This window comes from Serratia sp. G204Y (assembly GCF_051172435.1).
GTDB lineage: Bacteria > Pseudomonadota > Gammaproteobacteria > Enterobacterales > Enterobacteriaceae > Serratia > Serratia sarumanii.
Genome location: NZ_JBPIZA010000007.1, coordinates 72,189 through 86,978, shown reverse-complemented (window position 1 = coordinate 86,978; position 14,790 = coordinate 72,189). Strand labels below are relative to the sequence as shown.

Sequence of the window (14,790 nt, the reverse complement as noted above, 5' to 3'; positions counted from 1 at the left end):
GGGACAAATGAAACAGTATCTGGATTTGATGAACAAGGTGCTCGCCGAGGGCACCCCTAAAGCCGACCGTACCGGCACTGGCACGCTGTCGATTTTCGGCCATCAGATGCGTTTCAACTTGCAGGAAGGTTTCCCGTTGGTGACCACCAAGAAATGTCATCTTCGTTCGATCATTCATGAGCTGTTGTGGTTCCTGAACGGTGATACCAACATCGCCTACCTGCGTGACAACAAGGTCACCATTTGGGACGAGTGGGCCGATGAAAACGGCGATCTCGGTCCGGTGTACGGCAAACAGTGGCGCGCCTGGGGCGCGGCGGACGGCCGTCAGATCGATCAGCTGAGCAACGTGCTCCAACAGCTGAAGCAGGATCCGGATTCGCGCCGCATCATCGTTTCCGCCTGGAACGTCGGCGAGCTGGATCAGATGGCGTTGGCGCCGTGCCACGCGTTCTTCCAGTTCTACGTAGCGGACGGCAAGCTCTCTTGCCAGCTGTACCAGCGTTCCTGCGACGTCTTCCTCGGCCTGCCGTTCAACATCGCCAGCTACGCGCTGTTGGTGCACATGATGGCGCAGCAGTGCGATCTGGAAGTGGGCGATTTCGTCTGGACCGGGGGCGATACCCACCTGTATAGCAACCACATGGAACAGACTCAGTTGCAGTTGACGCGTGAACCGCGTCCGTTGCCGAAGCTGGTGATCAAACGCAAACCGGCTTCGCTGTTTGATTACCGTTTCGAAGACTTCGAGATCGAAGGTTACGATCCGCACCCGGCCATCAAGGCGCCGGTCGCGATCTGACCTTAACCGCATCACACCAGGGGGGCAGAGATTGCACCCCTTTTTTTATCCGCATTGCGCACCGCGCCGCATTTTTTTGTCGTCCTCTGCCGTCGTAAATAAAACATTGCGCAGCTTGCCGCAGCGATTACGCATGCGGCTTTACCGCGTTGTGGCGATCCTTACACTGGCGGCATGAAAGACAATACTCTCTCGAATATCGATGATCGCCAGCGTGGCATGACGCTGATTGAGCTGTTGGCGGCGATATTGATCGCCGGCATGCTCACCGGCTGGGGCGTCGGGCAATGGCGTTATCATCAGCAAGCGCTGCGGCTGGAACACACGGCTCAGCAGCTGCTGGCGTTTTTGCTGCGATTGCAGGCGGACGCCAACTGGCGTAACCGCGCGACGCTGCTGTGGTTCAAGAACGGCACGCCCTGGTGTCTGGGCGGTGGCGTGCCGCCGACGGATTGCGCTTCCGCCGAAGGCGCCGTTTTCTCGCCGTTTTATCGTGACGTCGCTTTGAGCGGCTACACCGGCAAAGAGATTGGGTTTTACGGTTTGCGCAATACTGCGCAGGCGGGGCACATCCTTCTCAGCAACGACGCAGGCAGCCTGCGGCTGGTGCTGTCCGCCCGTGGGCGGCTGCGTTTGTGCAGCGAAGGGCAGCGGGTCAGAGGCATTGCGCTATGTTGACTTTAGAACGCGGTTTTACCTTGCCGGAGGTGATGTTGGCGTTGGTCTTCGGCAGCGTGATCGCGCTCGGCGCGGCGAAAACCTATCCGTTGTTGCGCCAGCAAAGCGTGGTCGTCAGCCAGCACTTTCGGCTGGAGTCAACGCTGCGGCAACTGGCGTTCGGCATTGAGAAAGATCTGCGCCGCGCCGGTTTTTGCGCCGGGCAGTGCGCCGGCCGTCCGTTGCTGATCGGTCAGGCATCGGGAGAAGCGGCGGGCAGTTGCGTTATCGTTGCCTACGACATCGCTCGCAGCGGGCAATGGCTCGCTTCGGGCGAGGATGCGGGCTATTTCGGTTACCGGCTGCGCAATGGCGGCTTGGAAGGGCAGCGCGGCGTGAGCCAATGCGATGGCGGTGGCTGGGAGCGGTTGCTCGATTATGACGAAGTGCGCATTGAGCGGTTTCATGTGGCGATCGAGCGGGGCGATCACGGCGCGACCTTGGCTCGCCTGACGCTGGCGGGGCGCTCCGCCAGCGATACGCGTATCCGGCGCAGCCTGAGTGCGAGCGTCGAAATGGCGGCGCTGCCATGAATTGGCGAACCCAGCGGGGCGGTAGCACTCTGGCGGCGGTGATGTTGCTGTTGGCGCTGGGGCTGATGTTGCTTAACGCTCAGCATCGGCAGTTGGATAACGCGCTGTTACTGGCCGCCGATCAGCAGCGTTACCTTCAGGCTTATACTCAGGCCGCTTCGGCGCTGAGTTGGGGTATGAGCCAGCGCTGGCCACACGCCGAGCTGAGTGCGGCGGCCTGGTTATGCAGGCAGCGCGCGGAACTGACGGCCTGCGCCCGGCTGTCTGCCAGAGCGGGCGTTGTGACGATACGCGGCCTTGGTGAGATGCGCGGCGGTGAACCGCTTTGGCTGTATCAGTGGGGCACCTTTAACGGCGCAGAGACCGCTGGCAAGGTGCAAGCTCAGCCGGGCGGTCGGCTGGATTTTTGCCCAGAGAAAAGGCTGACCGACTGTGACGGCTAACGCTCGGGCAGGGCGGCTATCCCGCAACGGCTTCAGCCTGCCGGAAGTGTTGGTGGCGGCCTTGCTGTTCTCGGTGTCGCTGCTTGGCTTGTTACAGTATCATCAGGTGCTGTTGCAGTCGTTTCAGCGCCAGTGGCACTACCGGCAAGCCTGGGCGCTGGCGCATCAGCAGTTAGAAGCGTTCGCCGTCACCGGGCGGCTCGAGGCCGAATCTCCGCCGGAAGGTTGGCGACGCGAGACGGCGCTTGACGATGCGGAGAGTGATTGCCGCCGATTGACGGTTAGAGTCCAAACGCCGCAGCGGCAGTGGGCGACGCTGAGCCGCTGGTATTGCACCCGCTTTTAAGCCGGTAAGTCTTTTGTTTTAAAGGAGCCTTGATGTTCACGGTTTATCATTCCAATCAGCTGGATTTGTTGAAAACGCTGACCAGCGCGCTGATAGCCAGAGATCCGTTGGCCGATCCTTTTCAACCGGAAGTGGTGCTGGTGCAGAGCCCCGGTATGGCGCAATGGCTGCAGATGCAGTTGGCGGAACAGTTCGGCATCGCCGCCAATATTGCGTTTCCGCTGCCGGCGACCTTTATTTGGGACATGTTCACCCGGGTGTTGCCGGATATCCCGAAAGAGAGCGCCTTCAGCAAGGACGCCATGACCTGGAAGCTGATGTGGTTGCTGCCGGAGATGCTGACTCAGCCGGCGTTTGCGCCACTGCAGCACTATCTGACCGATGACGGTGACAAGCGCAAGATTCACCAGTTGGCCGGCCGGGTCGCCGACCTGTTCGACCAATATTTGGTTTATCGCCCGCAGTGGCTGGAGAGCTGGCAGCGCGGTGAGCGCATCGACGGCCTGGCGGAGGCTCAGCAATGGCAGGCGCCGCTCTGGGCGCGGCTGGTGGAGTACACGCGCGAGCTGGGGCAGCCGGAATGGCACCGCGCCAATCTGTACAGCCGATTTATCCACGCGCTGGAGCAGGCAAAAACCTGCCCGCCCGGTTTGCCGCCGCGGGTGTTTATCTGCGGTATCTCGGCGTTGCCGCCGGTCTATCTGGAGGCGCTGCAGGCGCTGGGGCGGCATATCGATATCCACCTGATGTTCACCAACCCCTGTCGCTACTATTGGGGCGATATTCAGGATTACGCTTTCCTGGCTCGCTTGCAGAGCCGCAAGCGCCGTCACTACCATCAGGCACGCGAGCACGGGCTGTTCCGCCAGCCGGATGACGCGGCGCGCCTGTTTGACGCCGAAGGCCAGCAGCAGCTCAGCAACCCGCTGCTGGCCTCTTGGGGCAAGCTGGGGCGCGATCACCTCTATCTGCTGTCGCAGATGGAAGGGGCGCAAGTGGTTGACGCCTTTGTCGATATCCCGGCCGATACCATGCTGCACGCCGTTCAGCGCGACATGCTGGAGCTGGAAGACCATGCGGTGATCGGTATTACTGCGGAAACGCTGGAAAGCAGCTTCAGCAAACGTCCGCTGGATGAGAACGACCGTTCCCTCAGCCTGCATGCCTGCCACAGCCCGCAGCGGGAAGTGGAGGTGCTGCACGATCAACTGCTGACCATGCTGGCGCAGGATCCGTCGTTGACGCCGCGCGACATCATCGTGATGGTCGCGGATATCGACAGCTACACGCCTTACATTCAGGCGGTGTTCGGCAATGCCCCTGCCGAGCGCTACCTGCCGTTCGCCATTTCCGACCGTAAAGCGCGCCAGGCGCATCCTGCGCTGCAGGCGTTCATTTCACTGCTCGATCTGCCGCAAAGCCGTTTTACCTCGGAACAGGTGCTGGCGCTGCTTGAGGTGCCGGCCCTGGCCGCCCGTTTCGCCATTGGCGAAGAGGGGCTGCGCCTGCTGCGCCATTGGGTCGGTGAATCCGGCGTGCGCTGGGGCCTGGACGACGATAACGTGCGCGAACTGGATCTGCCCGCTACCGGCCAACATACCTGGCGCTTTGGCATCACGCGCATGTTGCTTGGCTACGCGATGGACAGCAATGCCGGCGATTGGCAGGGCATTTTGCCTTACGACGAATCGAGCGGATTGGTCGCCGAACTGGCGGGGCAGCTGGCAGACCTGCTGGCGCAGCTCAGCCACTGGCGGCAAATCTTGAGCGAAGCGCGCCCGCTCGAGGCGTGGCTGCCGCTGTGCCGGCAACTGCTGGATGCTTTCTTCGCTGCGGACAGCGACACCGAGGTGGTGCTGGCGCTGATCGAACAGCAGTGGCAGCAGGCCATCAATTTTGGCCTGGCGGCGCGCTATCCCGATGAGGTGCCGTTGACCATTCTGCGGGACGATCTGGCGGCGCGTCTCGATCAGGAGCGCATCAGCCAGCGCTTCCTCGCCGGGCAAATCAACTTCTGTACGCTGATGCCGATGCGTTCCATTCCGTTCAAGGTGGTGTGCCTGCTGGGCATGAATGACGGCGTGTATCCGCGCACGCTGCCGCCGCTGGGTTTCGATCTGATGGCGCAGCAGGTCAAACGCGGCGACCGCAGCCGGCGCGATGACGACCGTTATCTGTTCCTGGAAGCGATTTTGTCCGCGCAACAGCGGCTGTATATCAGCTTCATCGGCCGTTCCATTCAGGACAACAGCCCGCGCTACCCTTCGGTACTGGTCACCGAGCTGCTGGAGTACCTGGAACAAAGCTATTGCCTGCCGGGAGATGAAGAGCTTAGCGCAGACGACAGCGCCCGGCGGGTTGGTGAGCACTTGCTGAAGTGGCACGCGCGCATGCCGTTCGCCGCCGAGAACTTCTTGCCGGGCTCGGAGGAGCAAAGCTATGCCGCCGAGTGGCTGCCTGCCGCCGATGGGCGCGGTGCGGCGCATCCGGCGTTCAACCAGCCGCTGCCCGCCGAAGCGCTGCAGCAAATATCGCTGGAGGAACTGCTGCGGTTTTACCGCCATCCGATTCGCGCGTTTTTCCAACTGCGGCTGGGCGTCAGTTTTATCTTGGAAGAGACCGAGCTGCCGGACGAAGAGCCCTTCACGCTGGATAACCTCAGCCGCTACCAGTTCAACAGCCAGCTGCTGAATACGCTGATCGACGGTGACGATCCCGAACGGCTGTTCCAGCGGGTGCGCGCCGCCGGCGGCTTGCCCTATGGCGCCTTCGGCGAAATTTATTGGCAAAAGCAGCAGGAAGAGATGAGCGAACTGGCCGAGCAGGTGCGTGCGGAACGCGCAGAGAGCCATAGCCTGGAGTTGGATATCGATATCGCCGGCGTGCGCCTCAGCGGCTGGCTGCATCAGGTGCAGGATGACGGCCTGTTGCGCTGGCGGCCCGCGACGCTGTCGGCGGTGGATGGCATATTGCTGTGGCTGGAGCACCTGGTGTACTGCTGCGCCGGCGGCACCGGCGAGAGCCGCATGTATGGCCGCAAGAACTCCGCCTGGCGCTTTGCCGCGCTGGCGCCTGAAGAGGCACAGGCGCAGCTGGCGGAACTGCTGACGGGCTATCAGCGCGGTCTGAGTCAGCCGCTGCTGTTGCTGAACAAGAGCGGCTGGGCGTGGCTGAGTCAGTGCTATCTGCCGGAAACGCAGCAAATCGACTGGGAGGAAGAAGCGCAAATCAAGGCGCGCGCCAAATTGCTGCAAGCCTGGCAGGGCGATCAGCGCATTCCCGGAGAAGGGGAAGATCCCTACGTGCAGCGAGTGTTTCGCCAATTGGATAATGAATACTTAGCGCAAATACTGGCCGAAACAGAGCGTTATCTGCTGCCGGTGGCGCGGCATAACCTGGGATAACAATCCCCCGGTGGTGCTGTGCGGCGGTAGGTGGTAAAAATAACGAAGGTTATATTCAACCATTGGGGTCATTCCCGGTCTTACATAACGTACAGGCATATACCCGCCGAGTTCGGGTCGCCATATTGGCGAAGAACCCGGTGAGTACAGATTTGGTTATGTGGTTTTGATGAACGTCGCCACCGTCAGGGAGTGGGCGCAGTGACGTCAGAATAGGGGTTTATTTTGGATATGCGCAGACAGTTGGCCCGTATCACCGGGCTGGTATTATTGGCTATGTGTTGGGCGCCGTTGAGTTGGGCCGCGCAAGGATGGCAACCGCTGGCGGAGAAGATCAACAAAAGCGAACACGATCCGCGTCAGTATGAGGCGATCAAATTGACTAACGGCATGACGGTATTGTTGGTGTCCGATGCCCAGGCGCCGAAATCGCTGGCGGCGCTGGCATTGCCGGTCGGCTCGCTCGAAGATCCGAACAGCCAACTGGGTTTGGCGCACTATCTGGAACATATGGTGCTGATGGGCTCCAAGCGCTATCCAGAGCCGGAAAACCTGTCCGAGTTCCTGAAAAAGCATGGCGGCAGCCACAACGCCAGCACGGCTTCTTATCGCACCGCCTTCTATCTGGAAGTGGAAAATGACGCGCTGGAGCCGGCGGTCGATCGCATGGCCGACGCCATTGCCGAGCCGCTGCTGGATCCGGGCAATGCCGACCGTGAGCGCAACGCGGTTAACGCCGAGTTGACGATGGCGCGTTCGCGCGACGGTATGCGTATGGCGCAGGTGGGCGCGGAAACCCTTAACCCGGCGCACCCGAGCGCGCGCTTCTCCGGCGGCAATCTCGATACGCTGAAAGACAAGCCGGACAGCAAGCTGCACGATGAGCTGACCGGCTTCTATAAGCGCTACTATTCCGCCAATTTGATGATGGGCGTTTTGTACGGCAATCAGCCGCTGCCTCAGCTGGCTGATATTGCGGCGAAAACCTTTGGCCGCGTGCCGAATCACGACGCCAGCGTGCCGCCGATCACCGTGCCGGCGGTGACGCCGGAACAACAGGGCATCATCATTCATTATGTGCCGGCACAGCCGCGCAAACAGCTGAAGGTCGAGTTTCGCATCGATAACAACAGCGCCGCGTTTCGCAGCAAAACCGATACCTACATCAGCTACCTGATCGGCAACCGCAGCAAGAACACCCTGTCTGACTGGTTGCAGAAGCAGGGGCTGGCGGACGCCATCAATGCCGGCGCCGATCCGATGGTGGATCGCAACGGCGGGGTCTTCGCCATCAGCGTTTCACTGACCGACAAAGGCCTGGCCAAGCGCGACGAGGTCGTCGCCGCCATTTTCAACTACCTGAAAATGCTGCGCAGCGAAGGCATCAAGCAAAGTTACTTCGACGAAATCTCGCATGTTCTGAATCTGGATTTCCGTTATCCGTCGATCACGCGCGACATGGACTACATCGAATGGCTGGTGGACACCATGCTGCGCGTGCCGGTTGAACATACGCTGGACGCGCCTTACCTGGCCGATCGCTATGATCCTAAGGCGATCGCCGAACGCCTGGACGGCATGACGCCGCAAAACGCCCGCATCTGGTTCGTCAGTCCGGATGAGCCGCACAACAAGACGGCCTATTTCGTCAACGCGCCTTACCAGGTCGACAAAATCACGCCGCAGCGCTTTACGCAGTGGCAGCAGTTAGGGAGTGGGATTTCCCTGTCGTTACCGACGCTCAATCCGTACATCCCGGATGACTTTACCCTGACCAAGCCGTCGCACGAGTTCAAAAAGCCGGAAATGGTGGTGGATAACCCCGGCCTGCGCGTGCTGTACATGCCGAGCCGTTACTTCGCCGATGAGCCGAAGGCCGACGTCACCGTCGCTTTCCGCAACGCCAAGACCATGGATTCCGCGCGCAACCAGGTGCTGTTCTCACTGACGGATTATCTGGCCGGCCTCGCGCTGGATCAGCTGAGCTATCAGGCATCGGTTGGCGGGCTGAGCTTCTCGACCTCGCCGAACAACGGCCTGATGTTTAACGCCAACGGCTTTACCCAGCGCCTGCCGCAGTTGCTGACGGCGCTGATCGAAGGCTATTCCAGCTTCACGCCGACGGAAGATCAGCTGGCGCAGGCCAAGTCCTGGTATCTGGAGCAGTTGGACGCCGCCGAGAAGGGCAAGGCGTTTGAATTGGCCATTCAGCCGGTGCAGATGGTTTCCCGCGTGCCGTATTCCGAACGCAGCGAACGCCGCGAAGTGCTGAAGACGCTGACGCTGAAAGACGTGCTGGCCTATCGCGACAGCCTGCTGGCCGAGGCTACGCCGGAGCTGCTGGTGGTGGGCAACATGAGCAAGCAGCAGGTCGACACGCTGGCGTCGACGCTGAAACATCGCCTGGGCTGTACCGGCATCGAATGGTGGCACGGCGAAGACGTGGTGGTGGACAAAAATCATCTGGCCAATCTGCAACAGGTGGGCAGCAGCACCGATTCGGCGCTGGCGGCGGTCTATGTGCCGACCGGCTACGACGAAGTGGCCGGCATGGCCTACAGCTCCTTGCTGGGGCAGATTATTCAGCCGTGGTTCTATAGCCAGCTGCGCACTCAGGAGCAATTGGGGTATGCGGTCTTCGCCTTCCCAATGTCGGTGGGGCGCCAATGGGGCGTGGGCTTCCTGTTGCAGAGCAACAGCAAACAGCCGGCATACCTGTACCAGCGCTATCAGGATTTCTACCCGAAAACCGAGAAACGCTTGCGCGACATGAGCGAAGCGGACTTTGAGCAGTACAAACAGGCGCTGATCAATGAGCTGAAGCAGCGGCCGCAAACCCTGAGCGAAGAGGCCAGCCGGTTCGCCAACGATTTCGATCGCGGCAATTTCGCCTTTGATACCCGTCAGAAGCTGATCGCGCAGGTGCAACAGCTGACGCCGGCCAAACTGGCGAATTATTTCCACCAGGCGGTGATCCAGCCACAGGGGCTGGCTGTGTTGTCGCAGGTGAGCGGCAGCGGGCAAGACAAGGCGGATTACGCGGCGCCTAAGGGCTGGGTCACCTATCCGAACGCGTCTGCATTGCAGCAGATCCTGCCGCGCAAAGTGGCGACGCCATGACGGAAACTGCCCCGCAGAGGCTGGAGCCGCTGACGCTGCCGCTGTTCGGCGAACGCCTGATCGAGGCGTCGGCGGGCACCGGCAAAACCTTTACCATCGGCGCGCTGTACCTGCGTTTGCTGCTGGGGCTGGGCGGTGAAGCGGCGTTTCCCCGGCCGCTGACGGTCGAAGAAATCCTGGTGGTGACCTTTACCGAGGCCGCCACCGAGGAGCTGCGCGGGCGTATCCGCGACAATATCCACGGGCTGCGCATCGCCTGCGTGCGGGGCGTCAGCGCCAACCCGCTGTTTTCGGCGCTGATGGCTGAAATTGACGACTTGACCGACGCCGCCTCGCAGCTGCTGGCGGCGGAGCGGCAAATGGACGAAGCGGCGATTTACACCATTCACGGCTTTTGCCAACGAATGCTGACGCACAACGCCTTCGAATCCGGCATGCTGTTTGAACAAACGCTGGTGCAGGACGAGTTGCCGCTGCGGCGGCAGGCCTGTGCCGATTTCTGGCGTCGCCACTGCTATCCGTTGCCGCTGGGCGTGGCGCGTGCGGTCAGCCAGGAGTGGAGCGGCCCGGAAGCGTTGCTGGCCGATCTTTCCGGCTATCTGCACGGTGAGGCGCCGGCGCTGCGTCGGCCGCCGAAGGATGAAGAAACCGTCCTGATGCGCCACGAGCAGATCGTCGCGCGCATCGACGCCATCAAGGCGCAATGGCGGGCGGCGGCGGGCGATCTGGAGGCGCTGATCGCCCAGTCCGGCGTCGATAAGCGCAGCTACAGCAGCAAACACCTGCCGAACTGGCTGAACAAGGTCGGCGAATGGAGCGGGCAGGAGACCCAGGACTACCAGTTGCCGAAGGAACTGGATAAATTTCGCCAGTCGGTGCTGCTGGATAAGACCAAGAAAGGCGAGCCGCCGCGGCATGCGCTGTTCACGGCGATCGACGAGCTGTTCGATGAACCCTTGACGCTGCGCGACCTGATCATGGCGCGCGCGCTCAGCGAGATCCGCACTTCCATTCAACAAGAAAAGCGCCAGCGCGCCGAGCTGGGGTTTGACGACCTGCTCAGCCGGCTGGACGGCGCCCTGCAAAGCGGCGGCGGCGAACAGCTGGCGCAGGCGATCCGCCAGCGTTACCCGGTGGCGATGATCGATGAATTCCAGGATACCGATCCGCAGCAATACCGCATTTTCCAAAAACTTTACGTCGGCCGGCCCGATTGCGGCCTGCTGTTGATCGGCGATCCCAAGCAGGCGATTTACGCCTTCCGCGGTGCCGACATCTTTACCTACATGCGGGCGCGCTCAGAGGTGAGCGCCCACTATACGCTGGAGACCAACTGGCGCTCGTCGCCGTCGATGGTCGCCAGCGTCAATCACCTGTTTTCTCAGGTAGAAAAGCCTTTCCTGTTCGGCCAAATCCCCTTTATCGAGGTCAGCGCGGCGGAAAAGAACCAAGGGTTGGCGTTTGACCTGCACGGCAAGCCGCAACCGGCGATGCAGTTCTGGCTGCAGCAGGGGGAAGGCGCCGGTGTAAGTGATTACCAACAGTTGATGGCGCGCCTGTGCGCCACGCAAATTCGCGACTGGCTCAGCGCCGGGCAGCAGGGCCAGGCGTGGCTGCAGGGCGGCAAGGAGCCAAGGCCGGTACAAGCTTCCGATATCACGGTGCTGGTGCGCAGCCGCAATGAGGCGGCGCTGGTGCGCGATGCGCTGAGCGCGCTGTCCATTCCGTCGGTCTACCTGTCTAACCGCGACAGCGTGTTCGACACCCCGGAGGCCAAAGACCTGCTGTGGTTGCTGCAGGCGGTGTTGGCGCCGGAGCAGGAGCGCACGCTGCGCAGCGCCATGGCCACCGGGCTGATGGGGCTGGACGCGCCGACGCTGGACGGCCTGAGCCGCGATGAGCGTGCCTGGGACGAGCTGGTTAACGAATTCGATGATTACCGCACGCTCTGGCTGCGCCGCGGCGTGCTGCCGATGCTGAGCGAGGTGATGAAAGCGCGCCAGCTGGCGGAGAACCTGCTGGCCAGCGCCGGTGGCGAGCGTCGTTTGACCGACGTGCTGCATCTGGGGGAGTTGTTGCAAGAGGCGGCGGCGCAACTCGACAGCGAACATGCGCTGGTGCGCTGGCTGGCACAGCAGATCGCCCAGCCTAATCGCCAGTCCGATAATCAGCAACTGCGGCTGGAGAGCGACCGGCATCTGGTGCAGGTGATCACGATTCATAAATCCAAGGGGCTGGAGTTCGATCTGGTGTGGCTGCCGTTCGTCGGCAATTTCCGCCAGCAGCAGCAGGCGCTGTATCACGATCGCCACAGTTTCCAGGCGTTGCTGGATCTCGACGCCAATGAAGAGAGCCAGGCCTGGGCGGAGGAAGAGCGGTTGGCAGAAGACCTGCGCCTGTTGTACGTGGCGCTGACCCGCTCGGTGTACCACTGCAGCATCGGTATCGCGCCGCTGTTCCAGGGCACGCGCAAGAAACAGGGCGATACCGATCTGCACCGCAGCGCATTGGGTTATCTGGTGCAGGGCGGGCAGGCCGGCGACGCCGCGTATCTGCAGGAGCGCCTGCAGCAATTGGCGGGCGGCGGCATCGCGCTGTCGCTGGTGGAACCGCCGGACGAGGCGCCCTGGCAGCCCCAGGCATCGCTGGCCGCTACGCTGGCGGCGAAAAGCTTTACCCGACGGATCCAGGATTTTTGGCGGGTGACCAGCTATACCGGTTTGCAACAGCACGGTTCGAGCCTGATGCAGGATCTGCTGCCGCGTCTGGATGTCGACGCCGCGGGCGAGCGGGGTGAGGAGAGTGAGCCAGCGCTCACACCGCATACCTTCCCGCGCGGCGCAACGCCCGGCACCTTCCTGCACAGCCTGTTTGAAACGCTGGACTTCACCCAGCCGCTGGACGAACAGTGGCTGCAGGAACAGCTGCAACAGCAAGGATTTGCCGAGCACTGGCAGCCGATTCTGCTGGCGTGGATGCAGGTGTTGCTCAATACGCCGCTCGACGACAGCGGCGTGACGTTGTCGGCGCTGACGCCGCAGCACAAGCAGGCCGAGCTGCAGTTCTATTTGCCGATTAACCGGTTGTTGCAGGCGAAGGCGCTCGATGCCCTGGTGAAGCGTTACGATCCGCTTTCCGCCCGCTGCCCGGCGCTAGATTTTCATCAGGTGCAGGGCATGCTGAAAGGCTTTATCGACCTGGTGTTCTGCTGGCAGGGCAAATACTACCTGCTGGACTACAAGTCCAACTGGCTGGGGGAAGACAGTAGCGCCTATACCCGGCCGGCGATGGAGCAGGCGATGGCGGAGCATCGTTACGATCTGCAATACCAGCTGTATACGCTGGCGCTGCATCGTTATCTGCGTCATCGGTTGACGGATTACGATTATCGGCGCCATTTTGGCGGGGTGATTTATCTGTTTCTGCGCGGCGTGGATGCGGCGCACCCGGGCAACGGCATTTTCACCTGTCTCCCCGAGCTTGAGCTGGTGGAGGGGATGGATCGCTTGTTCAGCGGCGAAGCTGCGGCGACGGAGGAAGGATCATGATCGCACTGCTGGAGCAGGCGGTGGCGCTTGGCGTGCTGCGCCCGCTGGACGTGCAGTTCGCCCGCGTGGTGGCGAGCGAAGACGAGCCCGATATTTTGCTGGCAGCCGCTTGCCTGAGCGCAGAGGCGGGGGCCGGTCACGTCTGCCTGATGCTGGAGCAGCTGCAGGCGGACACGCTGTTTGAAGGGCGCCAGCCGGCGTTGGCGCTGGCGGTGTGGGAGGCGGCCGGGCGACCGGATAGCGCGCGTTGGCAGCAGCGTTTGGCGGCCAGCGCGGCGGTTGGGGACGGCAGCGGCGCTACGCCGCTGGTGCTGCGCGGGCCGCGCCTGTATCTGCAGCGCATGTGGCAAAACGAAGGCGAAGTGGCGGCGTTTATCGGCGGCGAAGGCGAGTCGCTGGCGGTGCCGGAGGCTGAGCTGCGCACCATTCTCGACCGCTTGTTCGGCGCCGCGAGCGACGAGCCCGACTGGCAGAAAATCGCCGCCGCGGTGGCCGCCACGCGGCGCATTGCGGTCATTTCCGGCGGGCCGGGCACCGGTAAAACCACCACCGTCGCCAAACTGTTGGCAGCGCTGGTGCAGCTGGATGAAAGCGCGCGCTTGCGCATTCAGCTGGCGGCGCCGACCGGCAAGGCGGCGGCGCGCCTGACGGAGTCGCTTGGCAGCGCCAGCCGCCAGCTGGCGTTGACCCCGGCGCAGCAGGCGCTGTTCCCGACGGAGGCGGCAACGTTGCACCGTCTGTTGGGGGCGCAACCGAACAGTCAGCGCATGCGCTATCACCGTGGCAACCGGCTGCATTTGGATGTGCTGGTGGTGGATGAGGCCTCGATGGTCGATCTGCCGATGATGGCGCGCCTGATTGCCGCGCTGCCCGATCGGGCGCGGGTGATTTTCCTCGGCGACCGCGATCAGCTGGCTTCGGTGGAGGCCGGCGCGGTGCTGGGCGATATTTGCCGTTTTGCCGAGCAGGGATACAGCGATGCGCGCGCCGCTGAGCTGAGCCGCCTGACCGGTTGTTCGCTCACGGGGCAGCAGGCCGACGCGGAAGCGGCGGTGCGCGACAGCCTGTGCCTGCTGCGCAAGAGCTATCGCTTCGACGCCCGTTCCGGCATCGGTCAGCTGGCGTTGGCGGTCAACGCCGGAGCGGGGGATCGCGCGCTGGCGGCATTAAACGGCAGTTTCGGTGATGTTGCGGGCTATGCGCTGGCGACGAGCGAAGAGTATCAGGCGCTGTTGGATGCCTGCGTGGCGGGCTACCGCGACTATTTGCGGCTGACCGCAGAAGGGGCGGACGCGGCGACGGTGCTGGCGGCCTTTGGCCGTTTCCAGGTTCTATGCGCGCTGCGTGAAGGGCCGTTCGGCGTTGCCGGCCTGAACGAGCGCATTGAGCTCGGGCTGCAGCGTGCCGGTTTAATTGACCGCAAGCCGGGCGTGCTCGGCCGCTGGTACCGGGGGCGGCCGGTGATGATCGGCCGCAATGACAGCGCGCTGGGGCTGTTCAATGGGGATATCGGCATTACGCTGCCGGATGAGCACGGCGATCTGCGCGTGCATTTCCAACTGCCCGACGGCAGCATCAAGTCGGTGCAGCCGAGCCGTTTGCCGGCGCATGAAACCGCTTATGCGATGACGGTGCACAAATCTCAGGGATCGGAGTTTGACCATACGGTGCTGGTGTTGCCGAATCACTTTCTGCCGGTGCTGACGCGTGAGCTGGTCTATACCGCGATCACTCGCGCGCGTAAGCTGCTTTCGCTGTACGCTACGGAGGCGGTGCTGCTGCGGGCCATTCGCACGCCGACCCAGCGCCGCAGCGGATTGGCTGAACGGCTGCAGGCGACGGAATAAGCGCTGAGGGGCGCGGCAACGGCCGCGCCC

General features: G+C 62.4%; 9 protein-coding genes. All 9 read left to right on the top strand.

Going from position 1 to position 14,790, the window contains the following annotated elements:
• The first annotated feature begins 7 nt into the window (after positions 1-7).
• Positions 8-802 (top strand): thymidylate synthase, encoded by a 795-nt coding sequence (thyA, locus tag ACSBQQ_RS22185; RefSeq protein WP_016929918.1) that lies wholly within the window; start codon positions 8-10, stop codon positions 800-802.
• 174 nt (positions 803-976) lie between these two features.
• Positions 977-1,480 carry a prepilin peptidase-dependent protein gene (locus ACSBQQ_RS22180; protein WP_049212619.1) on the top strand — a complete coding sequence of 168 codons (504 nt, stop codon included), beginning with the start codon at positions 977-979 and terminating at the stop codon, positions 1,478-1,480.
• A complete protein-coding gene (locus ACSBQQ_RS22175) occupies positions 1,474-2,052 on the top strand; it encodes a prepilin peptidase-dependent protein (RefSeq protein WP_041036506.1) in 579 nt (192 codons plus the stop codon). Before ACSBQQ_RS22180 ends, ACSBQQ_RS22175 begins: the two co-directional genes overlap by 7 nt.
• Positions 2,049-2,495 carry a YgdB family protein gene (locus tag ACSBQQ_RS22170; RefSeq protein ID WP_060429298.1) on the top strand — a complete coding sequence of 149 codons (447 nt, stop codon included), beginning with the start codon at positions 2,049-2,051 and terminating at the stop codon, positions 2,493-2,495. Before ACSBQQ_RS22175 ends, ACSBQQ_RS22170 begins: the two co-directional genes overlap by 4 nt.
• Entirely contained in the window at positions 2,485-2,841 is a 357-nt protein-coding gene (locus ACSBQQ_RS22165) for a prepilin-type N-terminal cleavage/methylation domain-containing protein (RefSeq protein WP_033649504.1), read from the top strand. The genes ACSBQQ_RS22170 and ACSBQQ_RS22165 overlap by 11 nt, the downstream gene beginning before the upstream one ends.
• 32 nt (positions 2,842-2,873) lie before the next feature.
• Positions 2,874-6,245 carry an exodeoxyribonuclease V subunit gamma gene (recC, locus tag ACSBQQ_RS22160; protein WP_060429299.1) on the top strand — a complete coding sequence of 1,124 codons (3,372 nt, stop codon included), beginning with the start codon at positions 2,874-2,876 and terminating at the stop codon, positions 6,243-6,245.
• A 231-nt stretch (positions 6,246-6,476) separates the two neighbouring features.
• On the top strand, positions 6,477-9,365 hold the full coding sequence (gene ptrA, locus ACSBQQ_RS22155) for a pitrilysin (protein WP_060429311.1): 2,889 nt from the start codon (positions 6,477-6,479) through the stop codon (positions 9,363-9,365).
• Positions 9,362-12,913 (top strand): exodeoxyribonuclease V subunit beta, encoded by a 3,552-nt coding sequence (gene recB / locus ACSBQQ_RS22150; RefSeq protein WP_060429300.1) that lies wholly within the window; start codon positions 9,362-9,364, stop codon positions 12,911-12,913. The genes ptrA and recB overlap by 4 nt, the downstream gene beginning before the upstream one ends.
• Entirely contained in the window at positions 12,910-14,760 is a 1,851-nt protein-coding gene (gene recD / locus ACSBQQ_RS22145) for an exodeoxyribonuclease V subunit alpha (protein WP_049232226.1), read from the top strand. Before recB ends, recD begins: the two co-directional genes overlap by 4 nt.
• The last annotated feature ends 30 nt before the right edge of the window (positions 14,761-14,790 follow it).

What these genes read in the sequence shown, in the direction of transcription:
- thyA (WP_016929918.1), top strand. Translation starts at nt 8, where the DNA reads ATGAAACAGTATCTGGATTTGATGAACAAGGTGCTCGCCGAGGGCACC.
- ACSBQQ_RS22180 (WP_049212619.1), top strand. Translation starts at nt 977, where the DNA reads ATGAAAGACAATACTCTCTCGAATATCGATGATCGCCAGCGTGGCATG.
- ACSBQQ_RS22175 (WP_041036506.1), top strand. Translation starts at nt 1,474, where the DNA reads ATGTTGACTTTAGAACGCGGTTTTACCTTGCCGGAGGTGATGTTGGCG.
- ACSBQQ_RS22170 (WP_060429298.1), top strand. Translation starts at nt 2,049, where the DNA reads ATGAATTGGCGAACCCAGCGGGGCGGTAGCACTCTGGCGGCGGTGATG.
- recC (WP_060429299.1), top strand. Translation starts at nt 2,874, where the DNA reads ATGTTCACGGTTTATCATTCCAATCAGCTGGATTTGTTGAAAACGCTG.
- ptrA (WP_060429311.1), top strand. Translation starts at nt 6,477, where the DNA reads ATGCGCAGACAGTTGGCCCGTATCACCGGGCTGGTATTATTGGCTATG.
- recB (WP_060429300.1), top strand. Translation starts at nt 9,362, where the DNA reads ATGACGGAAACTGCCCCGCAGAGGCTGGAGCCGCTGACGCTGCCGCTG.
- recD (WP_049232226.1), top strand. Translation starts at nt 12,910, where the DNA reads ATGATCGCACTGCTGGAGCAGGCGGTGGCGCTTGGCGTGCTGCGCCCG.